The sequence below is a fragment of the Cyanobium sp. WAJ14-Wanaka genome (assembly GCF_024345375.1).
GTDB lineage: Bacteria > Cyanobacteriota > Cyanobacteriia > PCC-6307 > Cyanobiaceae > Cyanobium_A.
The window spans coordinates 683,924-710,726 of sequence record NZ_JAGQAZ010000001.1 but is presented as its reverse complement, the minus strand read 5'-3'; the positions used below and the strand labels follow the sequence as shown (position 1 = coordinate 710,726).

General features: G+C 57.4%; 27 protein-coding genes. 15 read left to right on the top strand and 12 right to left on the bottom strand.

Annotated features, from left to right (window positions below; genetic code table 11):
• The first annotated feature begins 195 nt into the window (after positions 1-195).
• The 5 genes from rpoD (at position 196) to KBY49_RS03920 (ending at position 7,406) form a co-directional block, all read left to right on the top strand.
• Positions 196-1,554, top strand: a complete 1,359-nt coding sequence (rpoD, locus tag KBY49_RS03940; protein ID WP_254933444.1) for an RNA polymerase sigma factor RpoD — start codon at positions 196-198, stop codon at positions 1,552-1,554.
• 88 nt (positions 1,555-1,642) lie between these two features.
• Complete coding sequence (locus tag KBY49_RS03935; RefSeq protein ID WP_254933443.1) at positions 1,643-2,719, top strand: glycosyltransferase; 1,077 nt, start codon at positions 1,643-1,645, stop codon at positions 2,717-2,719.
• Between the two features lie 7 nt (positions 2,720-2,726).
• Positions 2,727-4,562 (top strand): glycosyltransferase family 39 protein, encoded by a 1,836-nt coding sequence (locus KBY49_RS03930; protein WP_254933442.1) that lies wholly within the window; start codon positions 2,727-2,729, stop codon positions 4,560-4,562.
• A gap of 35 nt (positions 4,563-4,597) precedes the next feature.
• Positions 4,598-6,118, top strand: a complete 1,521-nt coding sequence (locus KBY49_RS03925) for a glycosyltransferase family 39 protein (RefSeq protein ID WP_254933441.1) — start codon at positions 4,598-4,600, stop codon at positions 6,116-6,118.
• Positions 6,119-6,122: 4 nt separating this feature from the next.
• Positions 6,123-7,406 carry a ChbG/HpnK family deacetylase gene (locus KBY49_RS03920; RefSeq protein ID WP_254933440.1) on the top strand — a complete coding sequence of 428 codons (1,284 nt, stop codon included), beginning with the start codon at positions 6,123-6,125 and terminating at the stop codon, positions 7,404-7,406.
• Between the two features lie 22 nt (positions 7,407-7,428).
• On the opposite strand, the gene KBY49_RS03915 is transcribed toward KBY49_RS03920, so the two are convergent.
• The gene (locus tag KBY49_RS03915) at positions 7,429-8,397 is read right to left on the bottom strand and encodes a glycosyltransferase family 2 protein (protein WP_254933439.1); all 969 of its coding nucleotides are present in this window, start codon (positions 8,395-8,397) and stop codon (positions 7,429-7,431) included.
• A gap of 91 nt (positions 8,398-8,488) precedes the next feature.
• Here KBY49_RS03915 and KBY49_RS03910 point away from each other — a divergent pair, with 91 nt between their 5' ends.
• From KBY49_RS03910 to KBY49_RS03900, 3 genes are all read left to right on the top strand, one after another.
• Positions 8,489-8,896 (top strand): DUF1824 family protein, encoded by a 408-nt coding sequence (locus KBY49_RS03910; protein WP_254933438.1) that lies wholly within the window; start codon positions 8,489-8,491, stop codon positions 8,894-8,896.
• 83 nt (positions 8,897-8,979) lie between these two features.
• A complete protein-coding gene (gene hemC, locus KBY49_RS03905) occupies positions 8,980-9,942 on the top strand; it encodes a hydroxymethylbilane synthase (protein ID WP_254933437.1) in 963 nt (320 codons plus the stop codon).
• A 118-nt stretch (positions 9,943-10,060) separates the two neighbouring features.
• The gene (locus KBY49_RS03900; RefSeq protein WP_254933436.1) at positions 10,061-11,959 is read left to right on the top strand and encodes a chloride channel protein; all 1,899 of its coding nucleotides are present in this window, start codon (positions 10,061-10,063) and stop codon (positions 11,957-11,959) included.
• Between the two features lie 4 nt (positions 11,960-11,963).
• Here KBY49_RS03900 and KBY49_RS03895 read toward each other — a convergent pair whose 3' ends face one another.
• The 3 genes from KBY49_RS03895 to KBY49_RS03885 all read right to left on the bottom strand — a co-directional run bounded on the left by KBY49_RS03895 (position 11,964) and on the right by KBY49_RS03885 (position 14,407).
• Positions 11,964-12,143, bottom strand: coding sequence for a hypothetical protein (locus KBY49_RS03895; protein ID WP_254933435.1), 180 nt, complete (start codon positions 12,141-12,143; stop codon positions 11,964-11,966).
• A 110-nt stretch (positions 12,144-12,253) separates the two neighbouring features.
• Positions 12,254-12,841, bottom strand: coding sequence for an inorganic diphosphatase (locus KBY49_RS03890; RefSeq protein ID WP_254933434.1), 588 nt, complete (start codon positions 12,839-12,841; stop codon positions 12,254-12,256).
• A gap of 30 nt (positions 12,842-12,871) precedes the next feature.
• Positions 12,872-14,407 carry a carboxypeptidase M32 gene (locus KBY49_RS03885; protein ID WP_254933433.1) on the bottom strand — a complete coding sequence of 512 codons (1,536 nt, stop codon included), beginning with the start codon at positions 14,405-14,407 and terminating at the stop codon, positions 12,872-12,874.
• Positions 14,408-14,487: 80 nt separating this feature from the next.
• On the opposite strand from KBY49_RS03885, the gene KBY49_RS03880 reads away from it, so the two are divergent.
• A complete protein-coding gene (locus tag KBY49_RS03880) occupies positions 14,488-14,940 on the top strand; it encodes a DUF2721 domain-containing protein (protein ID WP_254933432.1) in 453 nt (150 codons plus the stop codon).
• Here KBY49_RS03880 and KBY49_RS03875 read toward each other — a convergent pair.
• On the bottom strand, positions 14,937-15,239 hold the full coding sequence (locus KBY49_RS03875; RefSeq protein ID WP_254933431.1) for a hypothetical protein: 303 nt from the start codon (positions 15,237-15,239) through the stop codon (positions 14,937-14,939). The genes KBY49_RS03880 and KBY49_RS03875 overlap by 4 nt on opposite strands.
• Before the next feature lie 38 nt (positions 15,240-15,277).
• Here KBY49_RS03875 and KBY49_RS03870 point away from each other — a divergent pair, with 38 nt between their 5' ends.
• Genes KBY49_RS03870 through KBY49_RS03850 form a run of 5 tightly spaced genes read left to right on the top strand, consistent with a single transcriptional unit; the run spans position 15,278 to position 17,665 of the window.
• A complete protein-coding gene (locus KBY49_RS03870; RefSeq protein WP_254933430.1) occupies positions 15,278-15,760 on the top strand; it encodes a secondary thiamine-phosphate synthase enzyme YjbQ in 483 nt (160 codons plus the stop codon).
• 8 nt (positions 15,761-15,768) lie between these two features.
• Positions 15,769-16,239, top strand: coding sequence for an HIT family protein (locus tag KBY49_RS03865; protein ID WP_254933429.1), 471 nt, complete (start codon positions 15,769-15,771; stop codon positions 16,237-16,239).
• Positions 16,232-16,531 (top strand): hypothetical protein, encoded by a 300-nt coding sequence (locus KBY49_RS03860; RefSeq protein WP_254933428.1) that lies wholly within the window; start codon positions 16,232-16,234, stop codon positions 16,529-16,531. The genes KBY49_RS03865 and KBY49_RS03860 overlap by 8 nt, the downstream gene beginning before the upstream one ends.
• Positions 16,528-16,857, top strand: a complete 330-nt coding sequence (locus tag KBY49_RS03855; protein ID WP_254933427.1) for a 4a-hydroxytetrahydrobiopterin dehydratase — start codon at positions 16,528-16,530, stop codon at positions 16,855-16,857. The genes KBY49_RS03860 and KBY49_RS03855 overlap by 4 nt, the downstream gene beginning before the upstream one ends.
• A 34-nt stretch (positions 16,858-16,891) precedes the next feature.
• On the top strand, positions 16,892-17,665 hold the full coding sequence (locus tag KBY49_RS03850; RefSeq protein WP_254933426.1) for a Coq4 family protein: 774 nt from the start codon (positions 16,892-16,894) through the stop codon (positions 17,663-17,665).
• 18 nt (positions 17,666-17,683) lie between these two features.
• On the opposite strand, the gene clpB is transcribed toward KBY49_RS03850, so the two are convergent.
• Positions 17,684-20,314, bottom strand: a complete 2,631-nt coding sequence (gene clpB, locus KBY49_RS03845) for an ATP-dependent chaperone ClpB (protein WP_254933425.1) — start codon at positions 20,312-20,314, stop codon at positions 17,684-17,686.
• A 115-nt stretch (positions 20,315-20,429) separates the two neighbouring features.
• Positions 20,430-20,714, bottom strand: a complete 285-nt coding sequence (locus tag KBY49_RS03840) for a hypothetical protein (RefSeq protein WP_254933424.1) — start codon at positions 20,712-20,714, stop codon at positions 20,430-20,432.
• 77 nt (positions 20,715-20,791) lie between these two features.
• Here KBY49_RS03840 and KBY49_RS03835 point away from each other — a divergent pair, with 77 nt between their 5' ends.
• The gene (locus tag KBY49_RS03835) at positions 20,792-21,022 is read left to right on the top strand and encodes a hypothetical protein (RefSeq protein WP_254933423.1); all 231 of its coding nucleotides are present in this window, start codon (positions 20,792-20,794) and stop codon (positions 21,020-21,022) included.
• Between the two features lie 54 nt (positions 21,023-21,076).
• Here the strand turns inward: KBY49_RS03835 and KBY49_RS03830 are convergent, their stop codons facing one another.
• From KBY49_RS03830 to KBY49_RS03810, 5 genes are all read right to left on the bottom strand, one after another.
• On the bottom strand, positions 21,077-21,418 hold the full coding sequence (locus tag KBY49_RS03830; RefSeq protein WP_254933422.1) for a c-type cytochrome: 342 nt from the start codon (positions 21,416-21,418) through the stop codon (positions 21,077-21,079).
• A 98-nt stretch (positions 21,419-21,516) separates the two neighbouring features.
• On the bottom strand, positions 21,517-22,545 hold the full coding sequence (locus tag KBY49_RS03825; RefSeq protein ID WP_254933421.1) for an NAD(P)-dependent oxidoreductase: 1,029 nt from the start codon (positions 22,543-22,545) through the stop codon (positions 21,517-21,519).
• A complete protein-coding gene (gene hemE, locus KBY49_RS03820) occupies positions 22,542-23,600 on the bottom strand; it encodes a uroporphyrinogen decarboxylase (RefSeq protein WP_254933420.1) in 1,059 nt (352 codons plus the stop codon). The genes KBY49_RS03825 and hemE overlap by 4 nt, the downstream gene beginning before the upstream one ends.
• Before the next feature lie 26 nt (positions 23,601-23,626).
• The gene (gene glgB / locus KBY49_RS03815) at positions 23,627-25,951 is read right to left on the bottom strand and encodes a 1,4-alpha-glucan branching protein GlgB (RefSeq protein ID WP_254933419.1); all 2,325 of its coding nucleotides are present in this window, start codon (positions 25,949-25,951) and stop codon (positions 23,627-23,629) included.
• Between the two features lie 50 nt (positions 25,952-26,001).
• The gene (locus tag KBY49_RS03810) at positions 26,002-26,796 is read right to left on the bottom strand and encodes a DUF3887 domain-containing protein (RefSeq protein ID WP_254933418.1); all 795 of its coding nucleotides are present in this window, start codon (positions 26,794-26,796) and stop codon (positions 26,002-26,004) included.
• Positions 26,797-26,803 lie beyond the last annotated feature (7 nt).

Here is a 26,803-nt window from a genome sequence, read left to right as displayed (position 1 = left end):
CGGCCGCCAATCCACTGTTTTTCTGGATTGTTATTGCTGTTCGGCGTGTTTGCCGCTCCGCCTAGCCCACCTAAATGTCGTTTTGAACCAAGGCTTTCCCCGAATGTGGGGCCCCATTGCCATGGCATGTCCGTTGGGCGGCTTGCCAGGCAGTTGGGGGTTGGGCCTGTCTTCTGAATTCATTGCCATCGTTCCATGAGCCCTGCTGCTGCAACCCCTGCTACTGCTGCTAAGTCCAAAGCCAAATTGGCGACGCCTGAAGCTTTGTTAGTTAAATCCGCCACTGGTGAGGTGCTCGAAGCACCCGATACATCCGTTGCTGATGGCGTGGCTAAAAAGCCTGCCGCCAAGAAGCCTGCGGCTAAAAAAGCCACTGTCAAAAAGCCTGCTGTCAAAAAGCCCGCGGCCAAAAAGCCCGCGGCCAAAAAACCTGCAGCTAAAAAAGTCGCTGCCCCTAAGGCCGATCTAGATGCGGCAGCAGCGGGCCTGGTGGCAGCTGCCGTCCAGCCAAATGTGGATGCGGCAGAGGCTGAGTTTGAGGACACCGCTGAGGTGGACGACAAGGCGGCGAAGGCCTTGGCGAGCATCAAGGTGGGACCTAAAGGGGTCTACACCGAGGATTCAATTCGGGTTTACCTCCAGGAAATTGGCCGTATTCGCCTGCTAAGGGCGGATGAGGAAATTGAACTGGCCCGCAAAATTGCCGACCTACTGCACCTAGAGGAGCTGGCCGCGCAATTTGAAGTGGACCATGGCCATCTGCCTGACAACAAGGAGTGGGCTGCCCTTGTTGAGATGACCAATATCAAGTTCCGGCGTCGCCTGATGCTGGGGCGCAGGGCCAAGGAAAAGATGGTCCAATCGAACCTCCGCCTGGTGGTCTCGATCGCCAAGAAGTACATGAACCGTGGCCTGTCCTTCCAGGACCTAATCCAGGAGGGCAGCCTGGGCCTGATCCGGGCCGCAGAAAAATTCGACCACGAAAAGGGCTACAAGTTCTCCACTTATGCCACCTGGTGGATCCGTCAGGCCATTACCCGGGCCATCGCCGATCAAAGCCGCACCATCAGGCTGCCGGTTCACCTATACGAAACGATCTCGCGCATCAAAAAGACCACCAAGACCCTCTCCCAGGAATTTGGCCGCAAGCCCACAGAGGAGGAGATTGCAGAGTCGATGGAGATGACCATCGAGAAGCTGCGCTTCATTGCCAAGTCTGCCCAGCTGCCGATTTCCTTGGAAACTCCGATCGGCAAGGAGGAAGATTCTCGCCTAGGTGACTTCATTGAGGCCGACATAGAGAATCCCGAGCAGGACGTGGCCAAGAACCTGCTGCGTGAAGATCTTGAAGGGGTACTCGCCACCCTTAGCCCAAGGGAGAGGGATGTGCTGCGTCTTCGCTATGGCCTTGATGATGGCCGCATGAAGACCCTAGAAGAGATCGGTCAAATCTTTGATGTGACCCGTGAGCGCATTCGTCAAATTGAAGCCAAAGCCCTGCGTAAGCTTCGCCACCCCAACCGCAACGGCGTACTGAAGGAATACATCAAGTAGGAAGGTTAGGTTAGAAACGGTGAATAGGGCACCGCAAATCACAGAACATTCGCCTGGGCAGAGGAATCTGCTTAGGCGAGTTTCTGTTGTGCTGCCAACCTTTAATGAGCGCGGCAATATCGAAGCTGTGATTATGCCGCTGCTAAGTTTGTCCGATAAGTTTGATTTGGAGATACTAGTCGTTGACGACGACTCTTCAGACGGCACCGCTGAGCTTGTTTGCAGCCTTTCTAGGCAAATACCCGAAATTAGGTTGATTCGGCGAGTTGGACGCTCTGGCCTGGCAAGTGCAATCAAGGAAGGCCTACTCGATTCCACCGGAGAGCTGGCGGTGGTAATGGATAGTGATGGGCAACATGATCCATCAGCAGTCCACGAAGCTCTGGAAAAACTCCTAGATGATGATCTTGATGTTGTAATTGGAAGTCGTTTTCACCTCGATGCCCAATTACATGGGCTTAGTTCTAGAAGAGAATTTGGCTCTAATTGGGCAAATGCCACTGCCAGATTCAGCCTGCCCGATGTCTATGGGAACCTCACGGATCCCATGAGCGGATTTTTTACCCTTCACCTGAATAGGGTCATGGGCCTGATCAGGGGAGTTGATGTCAACGGGTTCAAGTTCCTCTATGAGCTATTGGCCGTTAGCAGGGGCAGCCTGCGCGTGAGAGATGTCCCCTTAACTTTTCAGCCGCGTCACTATGGCAGTTCAAAATTAGATTTGGCAATCTTCTGGGACTTTTTGATTTCAATTTTGCATAGCCTTAGTTTTCGAATCCTGCCAAGAAGGGCCATAAGTTTTGCGATTGTAGGAGCAAGCGGGGTGGTGGTTCAATTAATGGTTACCCAGCTATTAATGCTTTATCAGCGCATCGCATTCGAGAACGCTTTGCCATGGGCTGTTATTACAGCAGCCACCTCGAATTACCTTGTAAACAATGCATTGACCTTTAGATTTCAGAGGCTTAAGGGGCTTGGCTTAGTTCGTGGCTTAATTAAGTTTCTGCTGGTGGCTTCCCTGCCCGTAGTTGCGAATGTTGGGGTTGCTTCTGCATTCCATCGATTTGTTTCTAGTGATCTGGTTGGAGCTCAAATGGCAGGGATATTAGTTGTGTTCGTTTGGAATTATGCCGCTTCTAGCCGGTTTGTTTGGAACACCCCCTAGGAAGTCCATGATCAATTCTCTCGGTAAATGGTGTGAGGTTGAAGGACGTCGACCTGCACTAGCTGGCTTTTTGGCTTTGCTTGGTTTATGCATCTTGGTCTTTTGGAACCAGCTGGGAAGCTTGGGCTTGATGGATAAAACTGAGGGTTTATTTGTTGAGATTCCTCGACAAATGCTGCTCTCTGGAGACTGGATCACCCCCAGATGGAATGGCGAAACCTTTTTCGACTACCCAGTCTGGGGCTACTGGATGGTTGCCCTCAGCTTTCGTGTATTTGGTGTGACGGAATGGGCGGCTAGGTGTCCAACAGCCTTATCAGCCACGGTCACGGTTTTGGCCCTTTTTGGGGTTGTCTTGAGGTTGGGATCCCGGGAGGAGTCGAGTCGCAATCGCGTTGGCAGAGCAACCTTGGCAGGCACCTTGCTTGCCCTTTCACCGGGTTGGATTGGTTGGGCCAGGGCTTCAGTTACAGATATGTTTCTTGCAAGTGCCATTTCCCTGGCTCTGTTGGGCTTTCTTCTGGCCTACTTAGCTGGATCTTGCCTGAACCAGCGAAAAATCGGTCATGTCACCTTGGCATTATTTTGCGGCATTGCAGTGATGGCAAAGGGGCCCGTGGGCCTGTTGCTGCCAGGTTTAGTAATCATTGGTTTTTTGTTTCTAAAAGGTCAACTTTTCTCTGAGATTCGCGCTACTCCTTGGATTCCGTTGGTTTCCCTCTTCCTTGGGGTAACACTGCCTTGGTATGTGGCGGCTACCCAGGCAAATGGGTGGGAGTTTTTACAACGTTTTATTGGATATAGTAATTTTCAGCGCTTCACGTCTGTTCTTTATTCTCACCCAGGACCACCATGGTTCTATTTGCCTTGGTTGCTTTTATTGATGTTGCCATGGTCCCTGTTTTTGCCGGTCGCACTGGTCAGGCTTCGCTTTTGGCAGCTCAGCGAATGGAGGCAAAATAGATCGGAAAGCGATGTTGCATTGTTTGCTGTGCTTTGGATAACATTGATCTTTCTTTTCTTTTCTTTAGCTTCAACTAAGCTCCCCGGCTACATATTGCCAGTTCTACCGGCTGGTGCATTGACGGTTTCTCTCCTGTTTCAGCCATTTCAACCCGATCGTCCATTTGGCAGAGGCCTGGTAATTACCGGCTGGATCAACTCTGGCCTATTGGCTGTTTCTTCATTGGCGATTGTCCTACTGCCGCGATTTCTACGTCCCATTCCTGATTTCCCCAATTTTAATCGGGCGCTTCTTAGCGCTCTGAACCCTGTTGCAATCAGCATTTACCTCGCCCTACTCTCGGGCGCAATAATATTTCTCTCGATAAGGCCAGGTCGTCTTCCGTTTATTTGGGTTCCAAACGCAGTCGTGCTGCTATCTGCCATTACCTTTTCCCTACCTTTAGTTTCTCCAATAGTCGATCGAGAACGCCTTAAGCCAGTGCGTGAACTTGCCCGTATTGCTGGTGATATTTCAGCACCAGATCAACCCATTGTTGTTGTTGGTTTCAAGCGCTATAGTTCCATTTTTTATTCGAATAGAAGCGCTTTATTTGTGCGAAAGTCTGATCAGGTTTTTGAGGCTTATATTGGTAAGCAGGCCGCCTTGAAAAACGAACCGGAGTTTGATAGTAGATCTATTAACAGTGATCAGTCAGTTTTAGTTTTGGGCACCGGTAGGGAGTTGAAGGAATTTGGCTTTTCTGGTGAGGGGTTTGGCCTTAATTCCTTGGCTTACCCCTATTCAATCTCCTTATACGGAGAGACCTGTAGTCTCATCGCCCGACGAAGTTCACATTTACTGATCAGATGCCCCCTGCAAGTATTTTTTAAGCACTAGGACTGATCATTATTTAATAATCATTTTTTCGTAGCATGAAAACAATGCTGGACTGGAAACTAATTGCATTGAGGAGTTGGATCCACGGCAATCCCCTTTTGGCCCTAGTGGCGGCCATTGCCATGGTGAGGTTGGCAATGTTGGCTACATATCCCCTTATGGATACCACTGAAGCTCGCTATGCCGACATTGCTCAAATTATGGCCGATAAGAATGATTGGATAACCCCGTGGTTTCGGCCTGGTGTTCCATTCTGGGGTAAGCCACCGTTGTCATTTTGGGCTACCGTCATTAGCTTTAAGTTATTCGGTGCTAACGAGTTTACTGCCCGCTTTCCCCATTGGATTCTGGGGATAATTGGTGGTTGGTTTGTCTGGGATCTTGGCATTCGTCGCTCAAAACGAGAGGCCGTCATAGCTATCTCCTTGTTAAGTGGATGTTTGATTTATTATTTTGCTTCTGGTGCAGTAATGACCGACATGGCCCTAACCCTTGGGCTAGTTGTATCAATGTGGAGCTTTTGGTTGAGTGTCCAATCTGCTTCTGAGTATCCTCGAAGCGGTGGTGTTATTTGGTTATTTTTTGTTAGCTTGGGTTGGGGTTTATTGGCAAAGGGACCCCTGGCCATAGTACTTGCCTTTCTTGCCATAGGTGCCTGGCTACTTTTCAATCGATCATTTTTCCCTGCTGTAGTTAGATTGCCCTGGATCAGAGGTCCCCTACTTAGTCTTTTGGTTGCAGCTCCCTGGTATTGGGCAGCCGAGGCTAAGACCCCTGGCTTTCTAAATTACTTTTTGATTGGGGAGCATATCAATCGCTTCCTAGTCCCAGGCTGGAATGGGGACTTGTATGGCAATGCCCATCATCATGCCCATGGAACTATATGGATATATTTGATTTACATGCTCATCCCTTGGACAATCCTGCTTCCTCTTTTTCTGTTCTACCGTAATCGCAGATTGAGTTTCCCAATCTCCCAGCTTCAAGCTCCATTTGCTGTTGCGGGCGACGACGGCTGGAGAAACTATTTGCTTTGTTGGGGCTTAGCACCTGCTGTATTTTTTACTTTTTCTAGGAATATCATCATGCCCTATGTATTGCCAGGCATCCCGGCGTTGGCCTTGCTAGGTGGTTACTATCTTGTCCGCTTTGATCCTGCAAGGGTTGATCGGCTGCTTACCCTCGGCTTGAGAATCATATTGATCGGCTCTTTACTATTCATGCTTGTTTTCCCGTTGACAGGTTACGGTGAGCGTAAATCACAACGATCACTAGTTAATGTATATTCACGATTAAGTCAACCTGGATCCCGTTTGGTTTACTGGGATCAATATCCATTTTCGGCTGGATTTTACAGTAGGGATAGGGTGGTTTCCGTTTTTGACAAGCAACAACTTACGGCCCAGCTTGATCAGCCTGGTCGTTTGTATCTGGCATTGGGACGTGGTGATCAATCCCTCCTTCAGAGTTCGGAATTTGTTGGTAAGTTTGACAGGATCAAGGATTTTCGCCGTTATTCCCTGTATCGCGAAAGTATTGCTTCAGCTAAGACTTAAGCCCATGTTTGCAGACCTGGGGAAATATGGATTGGTGGGCGTGCTTGCCGCTCTACTGCATGCGTTTATATTATTAGCTCTTTCGGGATTGGGTTTTTATTTGCTGCTGGCCAACCTGCTGGCTTTGCTATCAGCTTCAATCTGGAGTTTTGTTGCTCACTCCAGATTTAGCTTTAAGAAGCAAACCGGTGGTCGTCTTTTCCCCAGGCCTTGGCTCGCACTGCAGTTGATAGTTAACGTAGTTCTTAGCCTTCTTTTGCCAATTGCTTTAGGGGCATTTGCCCGATCACTGACTGCAACGGTCCTGTTGGTATTGACCCCAACAGTTGTAAATTACCTGGTTTGGAATTCTGCGGCTCGCCATACGGCTCGTCTACATTCTTCGCCTGAGCCTGATTTTGTCTTGCCCGTGCGTTTCCATGCTGATGATCTAGGCCTGGCAAAATTTGTCAACGAAGCAATTTTTGAGCTGTTTGATCGCCACCAACTTGATAGTGCCAGCCTGATGGTGTCCGCCCCTGCTCTTGAGCATGCCCTAGCAGGTTGGCGTAGGCGTCCCCAAATGGAATTGGCCCTTCACCTTGTGCTTACGGAGGGTCCCCCAACTGCCCCTGTCCACCTCATCCCCGATTTAGTTGATGGTAAGGGAAACCTACGTTTGGGTTTTGGTTTTTTATTAATGGCTTCCGTTCTGCCCCTTTCCAGATCGCGCCGGCTTTTCCAGCAAATCGGCATTGAAATTCAGGCCCAGATTTCTAAATATAAGCAATTAACTGGCAAGACCTCTTTCTCCCTTGATGGTCACCAACACGTGCATTTGTTGCCAATTGTCTGGCGTCAATTGCTTAGGCTTCCTCCATCGATGCGACCAACTTGGATCCGCACTATTAATGAACCATGGCCGCCAGGATTGGCCTACAGATTCTGGCTTTCGGCCCTAGGCCATGGCGGCGTTGTTAAGAGCTTAGTTTTGAAATACTTGAATAGCGTCATTACACCTGTTTTGGCTTACGAGCAGATCTCTACCAATGGGTCTTTTTCAGGAGTCCTATTCACTGGCCGCATGGCCGGAGCTCCTCTTGCTGCCTGCCTCATAAAACTTAGGCAGGTTTCAGTTTCGTCTGCTTCTACCCCTTCCCTGTTGCTAGTTCACCCGGCCTTTATTGATGTGGATCGTCCCTCAAACCTCGAGGTGATAGATCCCAGTTACCACCTGTCTCGTAGGTTTTATGCTTCACCTTGGCGCCAGAGGGAGTTCGAGTCGCTGGCCTGTTTAATCCGTAAATGAGTTGGGAATTTGGCTTACGTGACTAGAACTGTTTCTTAATCTTTCTAGACTTCTTCGGGACGCTGCCATCAACTGCCCTGACTAAATAGTTTGGTCGAGTTTTGACCTCCAGAAAGATGCGGCCGATGTACTCCCCAAGGATGCCAATGCCAATCAGTTGAATACCGCCCAAAAATGTAATTGCTACAATCAGGCTTGGAAAGCCTGCCACGTCTATGCCGTAGAGCAGCGTGTGGATTGCAAAGTAGATCGAGTAGAGCACGCTTGAGGCTGAAATAAATGCACCTATTCCTGACCAGACCTTCAGGGGGACCAGTGAAAAGCCAAAAATGCCATCAAGGGCATAGTTCCAGAGACTGGATAAATTCCAGGATGTTTGGCCACTACCTCTAGTTGGACAGGCATAGTAAACGTCTACATTTTCAAAGCCAATCCAGGGGAATAGCCCCTTTGAGAACCTACCCCCCTCCCTTAGCTGGGTAAGGGAATTCAGGGCTGCCCCACTCAGCAGTCGGTAATCGCCCGCCCCATCCACCAGTTGAATCGAATCGACCAGGTGGTTAAACAGTGAGTAAAACCAATGGGCACTGGTGGCCTTAATCCCCGATTCTCCCTGACGATCGCGCCGGATTGCCGTAACTATTTCTGCCCCAGCCTGGAAGGCCGCCACCATTTCAACCAGAAGTTCTGGCGGATGTTGCAGGTCTGAGTCCATGAGAACTGCTGCATCGCACCTGCCTTTGGCAAAGTCGAGGCCGGCCAGCATTGCCGCCTCCTTGCCGAAGTTTCGGGTTAGGGAGATGAGGCTGATTTGGCAATTGATGCCTTGGCCTGCCTGTTTATCTGCCGCAATCTGTTGCCTGACGATCGCCGCGCTTTGGTCCTTAGAACCGTCGTCTACCAATACCAATCTGTTGATACAACCCTGGGAACGGACCGCCTCGATAAAAGAAGCAATACCTTGCGCTTCGTTGAAACAGGCAGAAACCACCCAGATCTGTGGTGTGGAGGCTGGATCTTCCAGGGTTTGCGTTTGACCTGCTGGAGGTGATGCTAGGTGGCGTTGAGCTTTGACTTAAATAATGGCGAATTCCACCTCCCTAACCCTTGCTGATTTGAGGGTGCTTCGCACGGCCCCCGAGCTCGGCACTGGCCAGGCTGAGCAGTTGGCCCTGGAGCTGGCGGCCGTCATGGCCCGTTGCGCCTGGTTTACGGCCGGGATCATGGCTCCCTCTGCCGATTTGGCGGTGGATTCCTTGAGGGCGATGGAGCAACGGCTCGGTTGGACGCGCCTCGAGCCTGCTCCTTCTGAATCCGCTAATCCAGTTCCAGGCGGACCCGTTTTCCTCAAGGCGAACCAAAACACTGGCTCCTATTTGATCCGCCCTGAAGATGGCCTTGGGGAGGGCATTCTCATTTCCGGCCAGGACTCGAGCGAGCCGGATGGCGATGCCACCTGGGGCCCCTTGCCGCTCAATTTTTTCGCCTGATCACGGTCTGGTGCCGCGGCCTTGGGCAGGTGGCCTCGCATCTTTAGGCTGGGCAACAGTGATTTGCTTCTAGCCGGCACCGAATGGCCAATACCCTGCGCATCGCCTCCCGCCGCAGCCAGCTGGCCATGGTGCAGACCCATTGGGTGCGCGATGAACTCCTCCAGGCCCACCAGGGCCTGGAGATCAGCATCGAGGCGATGGCTACCCAGGGCGACAAAATTCTCGATGTTGCCCTGGCCAAAATTGGCGACAAGGGCCTATTCACCAAGGAATTGGAGGCTCAGATGTTGGTGGACCAGGCCGACATCGCCGTCCATAGCCTCAAGGACCTGCCCACCAACCTCCCGGATGGCTTGATGCTCGGTTGCATCACAGAGAGGGAGGATCCTGCCGATGCGCTTGTGGTCCATGCCAGGCACAGCGATAAAAGCCTGGCGACCCTGCCCGAGGGGGCGGTGGTTGGCACCAGCTCCCTGAGGCGGTTGGCCCAGCTGCGCCACCACTATCCCCACCTCACCTTCAAGGACGTGCGGGGCAACGTGATCACCCGCCTGGAGAAGCTGGATTCCGGTGAATTCGACTGTTTGATTTTGGCTGCAGCGGGCCTGGGTCGCCTCGGCCTGGCCGATCGGATCCATGAATTAATTGACCCTTCCATTTCCCTGCATGCTGTCGGTCAGGGGGCCCTGGGCATTGAGTGCCGGGAGGGCGACGAGGCAGTTCTGGCCCAAATCAAGGTGTTAGAGCACTTACCTACGGCACGGCGTTGCTTGGCTGAACGGGCCTTTTTGCGTCAGCTGGAGGGTGGCTGCCAGGTTCCGATTGGGGTCAACAGCTGCTTTGAGGGGGAGGCTGAGCAGGCCGAGTTGGTGCTCACCGGCATGGTTGCCAGCCTTGATGGCCTACGGCTGATTCGGGATGTGAGACGCGGCCCCCAGCAGGACCCTGAGGCCATTGGCATTGCCCTCGCCGAGGCCCTGCGGGCCCAGGGTGCGGGCGAGATACTGGAGGAAATCTTTGCGACCGTTCGGCCAGAAGCCTGATCCCCTAGATCCCGCTGAGCACAGGGGACCGATTGACCATAGGGGACCTGCTGATCAGCCCGGCCCCATGGAGGCCAGGGCGTTGCCATTCCAGTGGAGTTTGCTGGCCTGGGCTGCCTTGGTTGGCACCCTCACTGGCCTGGCCGTGGTCGCCTTCCATGAGTTGCTTGGCTTCATCAACAACGGTCTGTTCGGACCTTTCGTAGACCTGCTTCTCTCCTTTGGGCGCAGCCAGCCAGCCCAGCTGCCCATGGAGTTGCCCCCCCTGCCCCCGGCCACTACGACTCCGCTCCAGGCCCTGCTGCAGGTGGGCCTAGGCGGGCTGGGCTTTTTGCCCCCCCCCTTGGCGGCGCCGGAGCCTCCGCCCCTGCCGACCTCGAGCCTGTCCGACTGGCTGAGCCTTTGGCCCGTGGTGGTGGTGCCCACCCTGGGGGGATTGGTGGTGGGCCTGTTGCGGCGTTTTGGTGGTGATTTGGGTCCAGGCCTGCCTTCGGTGATGGCGATGGCCGATGGCTCGGTGGCCGCCAAACCGAAGCTCCCCTTCCAGCGTTTGCTTGCTGCCTCCTTGAGCCTGGGCAGTGGTGCCTCCCTGGGCCCGGAGGGGCCAAGTGTGGAGAGTGGCGCCAACCTTGGCCTCTGGGTGGCCCTGCGCTCGAGCCTTTCGCCTGAAAGTCAGAAGGCCCTTGTGGCTGCAGGGGTGGCCGCCGGTTTGGCAGCGGGTTTCAAGGCCCCGATCGCTGGTGTGTTTTTTGCCCTGGAGGGCAGTTTTAGTGCGCTGCCGGGCCGGCCCAACGTCCGGGCGGTGTTGGTGGCGGCGGTTGCTTCCACCCTGGTGACCCAGTTGGTGCTGGGTGATACGCCAATTTTGAGGCTGCCTGCCTACGAGGTGCGCTCGCCCCTGGAATTGCCCCTATATCTGGGCCTGGGCCTGCTGGCCAGTGGCCTTTCCTGGGCTCTGATCAGCCTGTTGTCGCTGGGGCGCAGTGAGGCACTTCAGCAATGGCTGCGCCGTTGGCCCGCCGGTGTGCCGACGGCCTTGGGGGGCGCGGCAGTTGGTCTGATGGCCCTGGTCTTCCCCCAAGTGCTCGGCGTCGGCTACGACACGATTGAGGCCCTGCTTGGCAGCAATGGCGGGCTGCCCTTGCTCACCCTGCTGGGTCTGCTTTGCGTAAAGCTATTGGCCACGGGTGTCAGCAATGCCACTGGTTTTGTTGGCGGTGGTTTTGCGCCTTCCCTGGTGCTCGGAGCTTTGCTGGGAAATTGCTATGGCCAACTGCTGGGGGAGAGCGGCTTGCACCTGCCGGTGGCGGAACCACCTGCCTATGCCATGGTCGGAATGGCGGCGGTGCTGGCGGGCAGTGCCAGGGCCCCATTGACCGCCCTCTTGCTGCTGTTTGAACTAACCCGCGACATCAGGATCGTGCTGCCCCTGATGGCGGCGGCGGGCCTCAGTGCCCTGTTGGTAGAGCGCTGGAAGGGCATTAGCGATCCTGGCTTGCTGGGCCCCGATCTTCAGGAGGAGCAGCGCCGGCGCCAGCTCACCGCCACGGCTGTGACGGAGGCGTTTGAGCCGGAGGCCCCCCTGCTCTTGCCGATTGATTTACCCGCCGACCAGGCCCTGGTCAGCTTGGTCAGCAGCCATGGCCACTGCTTGATGGTTGTGGATGGTTCCTGGGTTGTCGGTTTGGTGACCCTGCCCGATTTGCAGCGCTCGATCACCGCTGCTCGATCTGCTGAAGGCGCTGCCGCTGCCGTTGGAGAAGCCCCAGCGGCCATGCCCTGTCTCAGGGAGTGCCGGCGGGGGGATTTGGTTTGGCTGCCCGAGACAGCCCACCTGGCCCAACTTGAGGACCAACTGAGCCCCAACGGCCTGCGTCAAGTTCCCGTATTCGAAGTAAATAGCCAGGGATTAGGGGCCTTGCCCCAGGGCCTGCCAGCCGCTGGACTACCAATTGATTCGCTTAGGGGCCTGGCTAGCCGCGATGGCATGGCTAGGGCCCTAGCTCGCAAGCTATAGCTAGTTAGTTGCCCATCCCACCAAGGTTGTTGCTTTCCTGGCCTAGGGCCTGGAGGGCTGGATCCACCGTGGTAAGCCGCTCCATGATCCGTTCGAGGTCCAGGGCCGAGAGCTCCCCATCACTGGCCCATTTCAGGGCGGTGCTATTCAGCTGATCGCAGTGGTGGGAGGAAAAGCTGGACATCAAAACTACCTTTGGCCCTAAAATGTAAGGGCCAAATGTCTTGAAACCAGGTTTTTGGCCCCAATCTGCAGAAAGTTTTCCGGGTTGCGCTTGATTCGGGTGCCTTGGGCTCAGTTCACCAGTTTGGCTTCGATGGTGTCGAGGTAGCGCTGCTCACAGGCCTTGATGATGGTCACTGCCTCTGCTGCTTCAAAGAAGCCATTGACCTTGCAGGTGCCGGGTTTCTTGAGGTCCTTGTAGTGCTCCCAGTAGTACTTGGTTTCCTTCTCCCACTGGGCTCCTAGCTGGGTGTAGCTGGTGATGTGGTCCATGCGCTTGTCATCGGCCAGCACCGCAATCACCTTGTCGTCAACCTCACCACCATCGTCGAAGGTCATGATGCCAATGATGCGAGCTTCCACGATCGAACCCGGCACCAGCGGTTCGGTGACGTTGACAATTTCAATATCCAGGGGATCCCCATCCTCATCCCAGGTGCGGGGGATGCAGCCGTAGGCGAAGGGGTAGGCCAGGGAGCTGTAGCCGACCCGATCAAGCTTGAGATGGCCGGTTTCAGTGATCAGCTCATACTTGTTGATCGTCATCGAGTTGAGCTCGACGATCGTGTTCAGCCGCAGCTCGGCTTCATCGGCGAAGGCTGGCAGCACGTGCAGCAGGTTGAGCATCGTGCGGCTGGGAGCGTGGTCGATATTCGCCATGACAGGGAAAAGATTTGTCGTCGCGGCATCTTAAGGAGCCGTCAGCCGCTCCACCTTGGCCCCCAGGTAGCGCAGAAATGGCTGGGCACTTAGGGCTTCTCCGCTGACCTGCCTAACCAGCTCTTCGGCATTTACCCGCCGGCCAAACGGATAGACCTGGGCCCGTAACCAGTCGAGCAGGCTGCTTTCGCTGCCCGCTGCAATCAACTGCTCGATGGCACCTTCGCCACCGAGATCTCGCTCCATGATGGCGCCCAGTTGGGCACTGATTAGGTAGCCCAGGGCATAGGAGGGGAAATAGCCAAACAACCCCTCACTCCAGTGCACGTCTTGGAGGCAGCCCTCTTGATCGTTGCTCGGTTCTATTTCAAACAACTCCTTGAAGCGCCGATTCCATTGGCTTGGCATTTCTGCGGCCGGCAGATCCCCCTCCAGCAGCGCCAGCTCCAGTTCGTAGCGCAAAACAATGTGCAGGCAGTAGCTGAGTTCGTCGGCCTCAACCCGAATCAGGCCGGGGCGCATCGGATTGAGGGCCCGCCAAAACTGGAAACTGTTTTGCCAGGGATCGGCACCTAGGGCGGTTGCAAAACGGGGATGCCAGCGCTGGGCGAAGGCCTGGCTCCTGCCAATGCGGCATTCCCAGAACAGGCTTTGACTCTCGTGAATGGCCATCGAGGTGGCTTCGCCGAGGGGCCAGGGGAAGTAGTGGTCATCGCTGCGGGGTAGACCCTGCTCATAGAGCGAATGGCCCCACTCGTGCGCTGTGGCCAGGAAGGCTGAGAGGGGTTGGCCGGGCACCATCCGGGTGGTGATGCGGAAGTCCTGGGGGCCGAGGGTGCAGGAAAAGGGGTGGGCCGAGCGGGAGCGCTGGCAACGGCTGCCGTCGTAGCCCCAGCTTTGGAGAAGCTCTTTGCAGAGCTGCTCCTGCTGGGCCTCAGATAAAGCGGTGGCATCTGCCTGCTCCTTGGCGGCCTGCTGGGGCTTTTCTGCGGCGGCGACCCGCTCCAGCAGTGGCGGCAATTGCTCTTTCAGGGGCGCAAACAATTCCTCCAGGCGCACCTTGTTCAGATCCGGCTCAAAGGGCTGGGCGAGGACTTCCCAGGGGCTGCGCTCAACTGGCTCAGCTGCTGCCAGCTGGTTGGCCTGCTGGCGGCGCAGGGCGATCAACTCCTCGAGGGCCGGGGCGAAGGCTGGGAAGTCGTTGCGGGCGCGGGCGTCCTGCCAGACGGCATTACCGCGGGATTGGGCCCTTGCCAGGGCAGTCACCAGGGCTGGATCAAGGCAGCGCTGGCGTTGCAGCTCCAGCCGCAACAGTTCCAGGTTGCGGCGCTGCTCTGGTGCCGCATCGACCCCGAGCTCGGCCTCTGCTGCCGCCACCAACTCCCCGTACTCGCTGCTGCTTTGGCGCCCATGCAGCTGCCCGGCCAGTAGGGCCAGCTGCTCACCGCGCCAATCGGCCCCTGCAGGGGGCATCACGGTGTTCTGGTCGTAATAAAGGGCGCTGCTGATCGAGCCCAGCAGGCGGCTCTGGTGCAGGTGCTGGTGGAGCTGGTCGAACGCCGTCATCTTTTCTATTGCTGGGATTCAAAAGATCTGGCTAGGCAGTACGGGTAGGTTTGCCGGACGGTCTTTGCCCCATAACCACCATGCTGCTTGCCGTCGTGGTTCCTTCAGCTCCCATGGAGGGCTTGGCCCGGGCCATTCAGCTTTCGGTGGCCCCTGTCTTTTTACTGGCTGGCATCAGCGGCCTGCTCAATGTGCTCAGCCAGCGGCTAAACCGCATCGTTGATCGCGCCAGACGCCTTCAGGAGGCGGATCTCAATGATCCGCTCCATCAATCCAGGGATGGTCGCCAGGAACTGCAGGTTCAAAAGCGCCGTATTTCTCTGGTAATGAGGGCGATTGTCTGCGCCACCGTCACGATCCTGTTGGTGGCGATGGTGGTGGCGATCGTGTTTCTGAGTGCGGTGACCGCCATCGATCTCACCCTGGTTGTTGCCCCCCTATTTGTCTTGGCGATGGCCTGCCTGATGGCTTCGGTGCTGCTGTTTTTGAGGGAAACCCAGCTGGCTATCGCCCAATTAAGGCGCCGCTTCTAGATCTTTTTACGGCAGTAGCCACCGCCCACGTTTGCCCAACCCGTGGGGCAAGCCTGGCCGTTAGTGGGCTGCACCGTGTAGGTCATCAAGCCCAGGGTGCTGCATTTGCCGTTGAAGGTGTCCACATAGCCCAGGGGGCAAAGGGTGCCGAGCTTCGGCACAACCCGTTGGGCCTGGGCGGGTGTGCCGCTGATGCCAGCCACCAAGGCGATCAGGGATGCCCCTGAAACCAGTGAGGCCAGGCGCGCGAGGCCATTCGCACTAGCTGTTCTGGGCTTGCTCTTGGGGCGAATGTTCATCTCAGCAGGGCCTTGGGGCCAGCTCGACTCTGCTAACAATGCTAAACCTGTTTAAAGAGCGTCACAGCGCCTTGGCCCAAAGTCTGCAACAACTAACTCTTTTAACCACGGGCGAAGGATTTACTGATATCACGAGCGATATAAATCGAGCAATTGGGACAAGTGGTTTGAATTTTGGATTGGCCAATTTGTTTTGTTTGCACACTTCCTGCAGCCTCACTATCAACGAAAATGCTGATCCAAGGGTCTTATGCGATCTGGCTGCCTATTTGCGGGCGCTGGTGCCCCAAAGGGGATTTTCGCCAATCAATGGCAAGGGGGAATTTGTGACCTATGGCCACGATGATGAGGGCCCAGACGACATGCCGGCCCACATCCGCACGGCCCTTACGGCCACCTCTCTTCAGTTCAGCTTCCAAAAAGGTGGCCTGCTGCTCGGCACCTGGCAGGCTGTCTACCTCTGGGAACACCGCGCAAGGCCCCACCAGAGAAGGCTCAACCTGCACCTGATGGGCGAATGAGGTCGCCCATGAAATCAGCTGACAGCTGCGGCGTATGTGCTGCCCATGGCGATGCCGAGCTCTGCACGCGATATGAAATTGGCCGCAGTCGGTTGTGGTTGTTGCGCCACCATCCCGATCCGTCCCCCTTGCCTGGCTGGTTGCTACTCGATTCCCTGAGACACCTGGGCGGGCCTGGGGATTTTGAGCCGGAGGAGGCATTGGCCTGGGGCAGCGAGGTGCAGCGGGCTTGTCTACTGGTTAAGACGTTGACCGGATGCGATCGGGTTTACATAATTGGTTTTGGAGAAGGGGCTCGTCACTTGCACTTGCATTTGATTCCACGTTTTTCATCCGACAGCGCGACGGCGGCCTGGTCAGTGGCTGACCACTACAGGGCCGTTGAGAGGGGAGAAGCGATGGCTGCGGAACCCGTTGACGTGGCCGAGCTGGTTCAAAAAGCCCGCATGATCTATGCACCGAGCCAGCAAGATGGTTAGCCCCGAGAATCAGCCCATCAATCTGGAGGCTGAACTCGGAGCCATTCGCCAGGATCTTGCCCAATTGCGCCAGTTAGTCGAGGATCTCCATGGAGCCCTAATTGGCGAGGCCAAAAGCCCATCCACCTCGACCCTGTTGGCCCGTCCCAGCGCCCACCGTCTTGCTGCAGAGGTGCAGCGCCGCTTTGGAGCCCAGGCCCTGGGAGCCGAAATTGATCACGATGCCAGCGATACGGAGTTGGATTTACTGATCGACAGACTGCATGATTTGGCCTTGGAGCAGGAACCATGAGCACCCATCGCCAGCCAGCTAGGGCCCTCAGCCCCGACGAAATTGCGGCCCTTCCCAACATGTTGACCCAGTGGGAGTTGTTAGAAGGCAAGCTGCATCGAAAGCTGGTCTTTGCCTCCTTTGTGGAGGCTTTTGGTTTCATGGCCCAGGTGGCCCTAGTCGCTGAAGCCATGGACCATCACCCCGAGTGGAGCAATGTCTGGAATCGGGTCAGCATCAACTTGACAACCCACGACATCGGCGGCCTCTCCAACCTCGACCTGCAGCTGGCCCAACGCATTGATGGTTTGGCCAATGCTTTGACTGGCCTGCGCTCCAACAACTGAACTAACCCCCTCCAAACCCCATTAACGGCCACCCATGGGATTTCGTTATCTCGATCAGCTCGCTGACCCCGCGCAGATCCAACAGTTCCTTGAACTGGCTGACCTTTTTGCCGGTGCTGGGCAGTCAGCTCAAAATATTTTCGAGCTTTCCAATCGTTTGAGGCATTCAGCGCCGATGCAGTTGTGCCGCAAGCGCCTTGCCCGAAATCCCGCCTGCCAGGCCCTGATCGACCAGCGCCGCCCCTGCGGTCCCTACAACGGCGAGCAGCTTCTGGCCATGCCCAAGGGAACCCTGGGGCACACCTATGCGACCGCACTCCAGGCCATGGGCTACGACATCGGTTTTTTCCCTGAACCAGCCTTTTTCAACCACCTCCAGGAAGATGCCGATTACATCAATTACAGGGTGTACGCAACCCACGACATCCATCACATCCTGAGCGGCTTCAGCCTCGACAACTTTGGTGAACTGGGGGTGATCAGCATCAGCGTTGCCCAGTTCAGCCATCCGGGTTTGGCCTTTTCCAATCTGATGGCCATGTTGTTCAGCTGGTCTCAGGCAGACACGCCAATCGATGAGCTGGAGAGCCCAAGCGAACAGGCCCGCACCCCCGTCTATGGCTTCCGCCACATCAGCCAGGGGCTGGAGATGGGGGCAGCAGCTAAGCCCCTCTTCCCAGTGATCTGGGAAGAGCGCTTCGAGCAGAACCTTGAGGAGCTGCGGGCGGAGTTGGGCATCACACCGGTGCGCGAAGGTCCCTGGAGTTGGGCCGAGACACCGGCTATTCGCGATGCCCTAGCCCGCTGAGTCTTGACGCCCGCAAGCTCAGACCAGCAAAGGTATTTGGGCGGGTTCGCTCTGCTGGAAGCGCAGCCGCTCGTTGGCCACATCCACCCTGATGCTGTGGCCCCCAGTGAATTGGCCAGCCAGGATGCCCTTGGCGAGGGGCGTTTCCAATTCGCGCTGGATGGCCCGCTTTAGGGGCCTGGCTCCGTAGACCGGGTCGTAGCCAACTGCGGCAAGCCAATCAAGGGCATCGGCATTGAGCTCCAGGGCCAGTTTCTTCTCCTCGAGCCGGCGGGCTAGGCGAGCCACCTGCAGTTCAACGATCTGGCGCAGTTCCTCCTGCCTAAGGCTGTGGAAGATGATCGTTTCATCGAGGCGGTTCAGAAACTCTGGTCGGAAGTGGCCCCTTAGGGCTTCATTGACCCTGGTTTCCATCTCGCCATGGCGGGCCGGATCCCCGGCCAGATCCAGGATCGAGGCACTGCCGATGTTGCTGGTGAGGATTAGCACCGTGTTGGTGAAGTCCACCGTGCGGCCCTGGCCATCGGTGACGCGGCCGTCATCGAGGATTTGCAGCATCACATTGAAGACATCGGGGTGGGCCTTTTCCACCTCGTCGAACAGGATCACCGCATAGGGCCTACGCCGCACCGCCTCTGTTAGCTGGCCGCCCTCTTCGTAGCCCACATAGCCAGGGGGCGCTCCGATCAGGCGGCTAACGGCGTGCTTCTCCATGTATTCGCTCATGTCGATGCGTACCATCGACTCCTCGCTATCGAATAGCTGGGTGGCCAGGGCCTTGGAGAGTTCGGTCTTGCCCACACCGGTGGGACCCAAAAAGAGGAAGCTGGCAATCGGCCGGTTGGGATCACTTAGCCCTGCCCGAGATCTCTGGATCGCATCGGCCACTGCCGTTACGGCTTGGCTTTGGCCTATCACCCGGGTGTGCAGTTCATCCTCAAGCTGGAGCAGTTTCTCCATTTCGCTCTGCACCAACTTGGCCACTGGAATGCCAGTCCATTTGGCAATCACCTCGGCGATGTCGTCCTCGGTGACTTCTTCGCGCAGTAGCGATTTGCCCTGGCCTGCCTCGCCTGCAGCGGAATTGAGCTCCGCCTCCTTGGCGGCCAGCTTTTTGTGCAATTCGGCCAGGGTGCCGTATTCCAGTTCTGCGGCCTTGTTGAGGTCGTAATTGCGTTTGGCCTGCTCCACCTGCAGCTGGACCTGCTCAATCTCCTCCTTAACTGCACTTAGCTCATCGATTGAACCCTTCTCCTTTTGCCACTGGGCATTGAGGGCGCTCTGCTGCTCACCGAGGTCGGCCAGCTCCTTTTCCAAACGCTCGAGCCGATCGCGGCTTGCCGTATCTGATTCCCGGCCCAGGGAAAGTTTTTCCATTTCCAACTGCAGGATCCGGCGATCAAGTTCGTCGATCTGCTCTGGCTTGGAGGTGATTTCCATTTTCAGCCGCGCAGCAGATTCGTCCATCAAATCGATGGCCTTATCCGGCAGGAAGCGATCGGCGATGTAGCGGCTACTGAGCACGGCGGCCGCCACCAGGGCGTTGTCTGCGATGCGCACCCCGTGGTGCACCTCATAGCGCTCCTTCAAACCCCGCAGGATCGAGATCGTGTCTTCAACTGTGGGCTGGTCCACGAACACCTGCTGGAAGCGGCGCTCCAGGGCTGGGTCTTTTTCGATGTGTTGGCGGTGTTCATCCAGGGTAGTGGCACCAATGCAGCGCAGTTCCCCCCGGGCAAGCATCGGCTTGAGCAGGTTGCTGGCATCCATGGCCCCACCGCTGGCGCCGGCACCCACCACGGTGTGGATCTCATCGATGAACAGCACGATTTGGCCCTGGGATGCCGTGACCTCCTTGAGCACGGCCTTGAGCCTTTCTTCGAATTCACCCCTGTATTTAGCGCCCGCGATCAGGGCCCCCATATCCAGTGATACGAGCTGGCGATTTTGGAGGGCCTGGGGCACATCACCATTGACGATTCGCTGGGCTAAGCCCTCCACGATCGCCGTTTTGCCAACCCCAGGTTCGCCAATCAATACGGGGTTGTTCTTGGTGCGGCGGCTGAGGATCTGGATGGTGCGGCGCACCTCCTCATCGCGGCCAATCACCGGATCGAGCTTGCCCGCCCGGGCGGCGGCGGTGAGATCGCGGCCGTATTTCTCGAGGGATTCGTAGGTGCCTTCTGGATTTTGATCGTTCACGTTTTGGCTACCTCGGATTGCTCCGACGGCCTCCTTAAGTTTTTCGGCGTTGACCCCGGCCTGGGAAAGCAGCTGTTTGCCACAGCGATCATCGATCGCCAGGGCCAGCAGCAGGTGCTCAATGGCGATGAAGCTGTCGCCGTAGCTGCCCTTGAGGGCATCGGCCTGATCCAGCACGGCATTGAGCCCCTTGCCCAGGTAGACGTTGTCGGGGGCGGCGCTAAGGCTGGGCTGGGCAGCGACGTGGGCGTCCACCTTTTGGCTAAGCGTGCCCACGTCCACTCCGGCCTTCTCCAGGATCCGACCCGCCAATCCCTGTTGGCCCAGCAGTGAAGCGAGCAGGTGCTCGCTTTCCATCTGCTGCTGGCGCTTCTGTTGGGCCAGCTGCTGGGCGCCGACTACGGCGGCCCAGGCTTTCTCCGTAAAAAGTTCGGCGGTGGGATGCATGGGGGAATCTCCTTGGTCGGAGTGCTGCACCAAAACTATGGCCAGTTCCCCTGGGGCCTAAGCCGGGCGACCGAACATTGCCTGGGGGCAAACCGGTGTGGGCCCCTTGATTTGCCTAGTTGCTGTTTAGGGGGATTACGCCGGCATTGGCGCCGCAAAGCTTTTGTGGGCAGCCATTTGTTCCGTAGATCGCATCTGCGGGCGAAAGGCAGCCGCCGGCATTTTTAGCCTTTACCTGGGCTGGGTTAATGCGTTTTGGTTGAAGCAAGGAGTTTTGGGGTGTCACCACCAATGGGCAGCTGCCAGCCATCCGCTCCTGGGCTAGGGCCGGCGGCACCATGGTGGCCGGCAGCGCCATGGTGGCCAGCAGCAGCAATGGCAGTGTAATTTGCGCTCGCAAGGGCCCAGTCATGCTTTGATCCATCCTTCGATCCACTTTGCCCCGGCTTCGGGGCGCTGACACCTAAGCAGGCTGCCATGGAGAAACCTGGATTAGATGAATCTGGAGGCAAGCAAGGGGCATTGGTTGAACTCCTGGCCGAGGCTTCCCGGGAATTTGATGCCACGGCCAAGGATCTGGAGCGCAACTGCTGGATGGCTGTGCACCGCCATGTCCATGGGGTTTTGCCCAGCGAATACGACATTCGTGAGGTGCCGGAAGACCTCTACCTGGCCGTTTTGGCTGCCCGTCGCCAGCTGGATAGTTAGCCAATAAAAAAGCCCCAGCCGGAGCCAGGGCTAGCAATCAAAAACGTTCAAGGATCAAGACCAGCCCTTGCCAGACATTTCGATCACATAGGCGGCCACATCGTCGATGTCGGTGGCACTGAGCTTGCCGCCGAAGGCGGGCATGGCGTTTTTACCGTTGGTCACCTGGTAGGCCACGGCAGCCTCAGGGCCACTGCTGTAGTTGGCCAGGTAGGCCTCGAGGGCTTCTTTTTTGAGGGTCCGTTCTGCGTTAACCACGTTTCCGCCACCCATGTGGCAGGCGGCGCAGTTGGCAGAGAAGATCTGGCCACCGTGGGCCGCGTCAGCCGCGAAGCTAGGAGCTGCACCCAGCACGAGGGCTAGGCAAAGGGCAATCAAGGAGAAGAGTCGGCGCATGGGAGGGCGCATCAAGGCAGGCAACCCATCGAAATTAAGGCCTGGTTGGCGCCGGTGCATGGGATCCGAGGTGCTTCGAAACATTTAGATCGCCCGAGCTAGCCCCTGACTTTCCCGCGCCTGGGCAGACCCGCCATCTCAAATACCGCCTCCAGGGTTGGGGCGGCGCTCACGAGGCCAAAACGCTCCGGCGGACTGACCGGCTGGTGGATGAAGTGGCGATAGCGGATTGAGAAGAGGTCCCAGGGGGTGATCTCAATACGTAAAAACTTGATTAGGCCATTGATCAGCCAGCCTTTGAGATCGAGGCCAAAGCTTGGATACCAGCTCCGGCGCCACCTACAGAGGCTGGCTACGGTTTGGTTCACCGTCACGGCTGCCTGGCCCAGCACCAGCCGGCGGATTGGCCCCTGGCCAGGTTCGGGGTTGGCCTGGTGGGGGGTGGTGGCCAGGTGGGCACAAACCTTGGCAATGTCTGCGGCGTGGATGAAATGGAAGCTGGCGTCGGTGCGCAGCCATTTGGCCAGGCCCATGAATCGCACCGCTTCTTTGAGGCCCGCTGTTAGGTAGCTGGTGGGATGGAGGTCTCCCCCATTGGGCCGCCCCGCTTCCCCCAGCTTGCCCCCAAAAACGAGGGTGGGAAAGATCGCCACCACCCTTTCGGCCAGCCCATGCTGCTCGAGCTGCCCTAGGCAAATGGCCTTGGTTTGGATGTATTCGGTGCCATGGGCCTGGGCTTCTGGCAGCAGTTTTAGGTTCCGATCGAGCAGGCTGGCGGTGGAGAAGTAAATCACCTGCTCCAGCACCTGGGGATTGGCGAGCCGCAGCAGTTCCTTAACTGCATCCACATTCACGGCCTGGGCCCGCACCGGATCGCCCCAGGCGGTGGCGGTATGGATGATGCGGGTGGCTGAGGCGATGGCGTCTGCGTGCACACCCAGCTCCCGCAGATCGCCAACCAGCAGGGTGACCCTCGGGTCTTGCCTGGGAATGGCCTGGAGTTTGGCTGGATCCCTCAACAGCAGCAGCAGCTCGGCATCGCTGTGGCGGTAGAGCTCTTCGGCGATGTATTGGCCAACGCAACCGCTGGCCCCGGTGATCAGGATCCGGGCCTGGGGGCCGCTCAAGCCAATGCTCCGAGGCGCTCCATCACCGTTTTCCCAGCCTCAAAGAAGGCACGGCCATTCTCCTCGGGGGTGCCGGGCAGGATGCCGTGGCCGAGGTTGAGGATGTGTTTACGGCCCCTGGCCTTGCGCACCGTGTCGTCGATGCGCTCCTGGATCGCCGCGGGGGTGCCAAACAGAAGGCCGGGATCAACGTTGCCCTGCACGCCCACATGCTCGGGTAGGCGAGCCAGGCCTTCGGCCATGTCCACGGTCCAGTCGAGCGAAACGATGTCGACGCCGGTGCGGGCCATGCGCTCGATCACACCCGCACTGCCTGAGATGTAGAGGATGAAGGGGGTGTCGGGGTGGGTTTGCTTGACCAGATCCACCACCTTCTTCTGATAAGGAGCGGCGAAGGTGTCGTAGTCGATTGGGCTGAGCTGGCCTGCCCATGAATCAAACATTTGCACCACCTGGGCTCCGGAGTCGATCTGGTAGCGCAGGTAGGTGGCGATTGAGGTGGCGAAGTGGTCGAGCAGCCTGTGCAGCAGAGCGGGCTCGCGGAAAGCCATTTGCTTAATCACGGCATAGCTCTTGCTGCTTTTGCCTTCCACCACGTAGGCGGCCAGGGTCCAGGGGGCACCCACAAAGCCGAGCACAGCAGCTTCATTGCCCACCGACTCCCGTAGGCGGCTAAGTACCTCACCCACAAATGGCATGCTTTCGGCCGGTTGGAGGGGGCGCAGGGCCTCCACCTGGGCCATGGTGCGGATGGGGTCCTGGATCAGGGGCCCCTGGCTCTCGACGATGTCGAAATCAATCCCCATGCCTGGCAGGGGGGTGAGGATGTCGGAAAAGAGGATTACGCCATCGGGTTTGAAGGCGTGGAAGGGCTGCATCGAGATCTCATAGGAGAGATCGGGGTTTTCCGAGCGCTCGCGAAAACCGGGATGGCGATCCCGCAGATCCCGGTAAACCTTCATGTAGCGGCCCGCCTGGCGCATCATCCAGACCGGCGGCCGCTCCACCTGCTCACCTTGGGCGGCGCGCAGCAGCAGGGGGGCGGTTCCGGTCATGGTTAAAAAGGAGGCCAGGGGCGAACTTACCCGAGCAGTGCCCCGCTGGTGGGGGCTTCTTCACAGCTGTCGGCAATGGCGAGCTGGCTGCGTTTTTCATCGCGCCTGAAGACCAGCACCGACAGAGGGGGTAGACACAGATCGAGGGACTGCTCATAGCTGTGCATGCCCCATTCATCGGTGAACTTGCCGCCGAGGTTGCCGAGGTTGCTGCCGCCGTAACGCTCGGCATCGGTGTTGAACACCTCCTCGTAAAAGCCGTCCATGGGCACGCCAACCCGGTAATGGGAATGGCTCTGGGGGGTGAAGTTGGCCACCACCACCAGCCAGCGACCCGTGGCGCTTTCGCGGCGCATGAAGCTAATGATTGAGTGCCGGTTGTCGTTGCAATCGATCCACTGGAAGCCGAATTCGCTGAAGTCGTCGCCCCAGAGGGCCCGCTCCGATTTGTAGAAGCTGTTGAGATCGTCCACCATCAATTGGAGCCCCTGGTGGGCGCTGTGTTGGAGCAGATCCCACTGCAGATCTCCCCACACATTCCATTCGGAACGTTGGCCAAACTCCATCCCCATGAAGATTGTCTTCTTACCGGGGTGGGTCCACATGTAGGCCAGCAGGGCCCGCACGTTGGCAAACTTTTGCCAGTCGTCGCCAGGCATTTTGTGCAGTAAATGGCTCTTGCCATGCACCACCTCGTCGTGGCTGAGGGCGAGCATGAAGTTCTCGGTGAAGGCGTACCAGATCGAGAACGTCACATTGTTCTGATGGAACTGGCGGAACCAGGGATCCAGCTCGAAATAATCGAGCATGTCGTGCATCCAGCCCATGTTCCACTTCAGATTGAAGCCCAGGCCTCCGATGTTTGTGGGCTGGGTCACCATCGGCCAGGTGGTGGATTCCTCGGCAATGGAAAGGGCTCCAGGGAAGTGCTCAAACAGCACATGGTTGGCCTGCTGGAGGAACTGCACGGCCTCGGTGTTTTCCCGGCCACCGTGCTCATTGGCTAGCCACTCCCCATCGGGGCGCAGGTAGTCGCGATAGAGCATCGAAGCCACCGCATCCACCCGAATTCCATCGATGTGGAATTGTTCAAACCAATAGATCAGGTTGGCTACCAGGAAGTTGCGAACTTCATTGCGGCTGTAATTGAAAATAAGGGTGCCCCATTCCTTGTGCTCGCCAATGCGGGGATCGGCGTGCTCGTAGAGATGGGCCCCATCGAAGAAGGCCAGGCCGTGGGCGTCCTTGGGGAAGTGGCCTGGCACCCAGTCGAGGATCACGCCAATGCCCTCGGCGTGGCAGCGATCCACAAAGGCCCGGAATTCATCGGGGCTGCCGAACCGGCTGGTGGGGGCATACCAGCCCGTCACCTGATACCCCCAGGAGCCATCGAAGGGATGCTCTGAGATCGGCATCAATTCTATGTGGGTGAAACCCCTGGCCTTCACGTAGGGGATTACCTTGTCGGCCAGTTCGGGGTAGGTGAGCAGGCGGGCACCGGGTTTGAGATCGGCGGCAGCCACAGGGGGCCGGGCCGTGCCATCGGCCTCGATGTAGGGCTGGTCGGCGCTGGCGTGCATCCAGCTACCTAGGTGCATCTCGTAGACCGAAACGGGCTGATCGAGGGGGTTGCGGCTGTCACGCTCGGCAATCCATTCGTTGTCTGCCCAGGTGTAACCGGCCAGGGGGGCCACTACGGAGCCGTTGTCGGGCCTTACCTGGTGCCGGAAGCCATAGGGATCGGATTTTTGATAGCAATGCCCGTTTTGGGCCCGCACTTCATATTTGTAGATCTGGCCGGCTTCCAGGCCAGGGATAAACAACTCCCAGCCGCCGCCCAGCCTTGACTGCATTGGGTGGTGGCGGCCATCCCAGCCGTTGAAATCCCCCAGAACAGCCACGCTGAGGGCATTTGGTGCCCACAGGCAGAACATCACCCCGGCAATGCCATCGCGTTCCACCAGGTGGGCGCCCATGCGCTGCCAGATGTGGTGGTGGTTGCCCTCGGCAAAGAGCAGTTGATCCAGCTCACCCATCCATTCCTCGCGGAATGCCCAGGGGTCGTGCTGGATGTGCTCAATGCCAGCCCGCAAAACCTTTAGTTGATAGCCGCTGCTTGGCTTCTGCTCAAATTTGGTCTCGAATACCCAGGGGTGGTTGGGGCACTCCAGGGCCTGGTTTTGCCCCCCGGCGATCAACTCAACCCTTTCCGCCTCGGGCATCCACACCCTTACTACCCAGCCGCCGCTATCGAGGGGCTGGGGGCCGAGCACCGCAAATGGGTGATCGTGGCGGCATTCAGCAAGGCGCTGGCCGTCTTGCACCATCCATTCGAGGTTGAGCAAGCCCATCGTCCAGCCGCGTGAGCCGCGAGCTTAGGCGCCGCCAGGATCTCTTCGCCTCAGCGCACGGGCTCAGGCTTGAGCGGATCGATGGGGAAGTCGATCCCGGTGATTTGGTTGTTGGGTCCCATCACCACAAACAGGGTGTCGGTGAGGCGATTGAACTCTGTTAAAACCAGCACCAATTTGCCCGTGCTGTTGCTGCTGGCCTCAACGGCCCTTTTGACGCGAACAAAATTGCCGGTGAGTTGCTGCAGCTCTTGCCATTTCCGTTGCAGGGACGCTGCACTGACATCTTTTTGCAGATCCAGGCTCAGGAAACCACGCGCACTGATGTATTGGCCATCGGCCAGGGTCTGGACGAACTGAATAGCTACTTTTGAGTCGGAGAGATCGGAACGGTCAATGTGATAGCCAATCAATTTGACCTTGCTGTTAAAAACGATAAATACGTTTCGAATGCCGGCCGAGGTGGTCAGGGCAGCCTCCACGGTGGTGCTCCTGCTGCCGCGGCTCACCCCCAGGACTTTCCAGCTCAACAGCTTGGGCCAGCTTTTCATGGTGCGTTGCACCATTGACGGACTGGTTACGGCCTTGAGTTCGTCGGCGAATTGGTTGTAGCGGGCATTGCCATCGCGACGCTTGACCGCATCTAGAACCGTATTGGCGGCGGCCCTGGCCTGCTCCACACTCAGGGGGGTTTCACTAACTGGTGTGAGGGCAGCAGCGTCGATAGCGCTGGGTGTCTGGGCAAAAGCAGGGCGATTTGGCAGTATCGGACCCGCGATTAAGCCCCCTCCCACTAGGGCGCTGGCTAGCAGCGTTTTGCTGAGAGAATCAAAAAAGCGCTGCATCGGGGCC

Excerpts from the sequence above, each read along its gene's own strand:
- KBY49_RS03870 (WP_254933430.1), top strand. The coding sequence starts at position 15,278 with ATGCTAAACCTGTTTAAAGAGCGTCACAGCGCCTTGGCCCAAAGTCTG.
- KBY49_RS03925 (WP_254933441.1), top strand. The coding sequence starts at position 4,598 with ATGAAAACAATGCTGGACTGGAAACTAATTGCATTGAGGAGTTGGATC.
- KBY49_RS03810 (WP_254933418.1), bottom strand. The coding sequence starts at position 26,796 with ATGCAGCGCTTTTTTGATTCTCTCAGCAAAACGCTGCTAGCCAGCGCC.
- KBY49_RS03850 (WP_254933426.1), top strand. The coding sequence starts at position 16,892 with ATGGGATTTCGTTATCTCGATCAGCTCGCTGACCCCGCGCAGATCCAA.
- KBY49_RS03855 (WP_254933427.1), top strand. The coding sequence starts at position 16,528 with ATGAGCACCCATCGCCAGCCAGCTAGGGCCCTCAGCCCCGACGAAATT.
- KBY49_RS03830 (WP_254933422.1), bottom strand. The coding sequence starts at position 21,418 with ATGCGCCGACTCTTCTCCTTGATTGCCCTTTGCCTAGCCCTCGTGCTG.
- KBY49_RS03930 (WP_254933442.1), top strand. The coding sequence starts at position 2,727 with ATGATCAATTCTCTCGGTAAATGGTGTGAGGTTGAAGGACGTCGACCT.
- KBY49_RS03860 (WP_254933428.1), top strand. The coding sequence starts at position 16,232 with ATGGTTAGCCCCGAGAATCAGCCCATCAATCTGGAGGCTGAACTCGGA.
- KBY49_RS03910 (WP_254933438.1), top strand. The coding sequence starts at position 8,489 with ATGGCGAATTCCACCTCCCTAACCCTTGCTGATTTGAGGGTGCTTCGC.
- hemC (WP_254933437.1), top strand. The coding sequence starts at position 8,980 with ATGGCCAATACCCTGCGCATCGCCTCCCGCCGCAGCCAGCTGGCCATG.
- KBY49_RS03895 (WP_254933435.1), bottom strand. The coding sequence starts at position 12,143 with ATGTCCAGCTTTTCCTCCCACCACTGCGATCAGCTGAATAGCACCGCC.
- KBY49_RS03920 (WP_254933440.1), top strand. The coding sequence starts at position 6,123 with ATGTTTGCAGACCTGGGGAAATATGGATTGGTGGGCGTGCTTGCCGCT.
- KBY49_RS03835 (WP_254933423.1), top strand. The coding sequence starts at position 20,792 with ATGGAGAAACCTGGATTAGATGAATCTGGAGGCAAGCAAGGGGCATTG.
- KBY49_RS03865 (WP_254933429.1), top strand. The coding sequence starts at position 15,769 with ATGAAATCAGCTGACAGCTGCGGCGTATGTGCTGCCCATGGCGATGCC.
- clpB (WP_254933425.1), bottom strand. The coding sequence starts at position 20,314 with ATGCATCCCACCGCCGAACTTTTTACGGAGAAAGCCTGGGCCGCCGTA.
- hemE (WP_254933420.1), bottom strand. The coding sequence starts at position 23,600 with ATGACCGGAACCGCCCCCCTGCTGCTGCGCGCCGCCCAAGGTGAGCAG.
- rpoD (WP_254933444.1), top strand. The coding sequence starts at position 196 with ATGAGCCCTGCTGCTGCAACCCCTGCTACTGCTGCTAAGTCCAAAGCC.
- KBY49_RS03885 (WP_254933433.1), bottom strand. The coding sequence starts at position 14,407 with ATGACGGCGTTCGACCAGCTCCACCAGCACCTGCACCAGAGCCGCCTG.
- KBY49_RS03880 (WP_254933432.1), top strand. The coding sequence starts at position 14,488 with ATGCTGCTTGCCGTCGTGGTTCCTTCAGCTCCCATGGAGGGCTTGGCC.
- KBY49_RS03890 (WP_254933434.1), bottom strand. The coding sequence starts at position 12,841 with ATGGCGAATATCGACCACGCTCCCAGCCGCACGATGCTCAACCTGCTG.
- KBY49_RS03875 (WP_254933431.1), bottom strand. The coding sequence starts at position 15,239 with ATGAACATTCGCCCCAAGAGCAAGCCCAGAACAGCTAGTGCGAATGGC.
- glgB (WP_254933419.1), bottom strand. The coding sequence starts at position 25,951 with ATGGGCTTGCTCAACCTCGAATGGATGGTGCAAGACGGCCAGCGCCTT.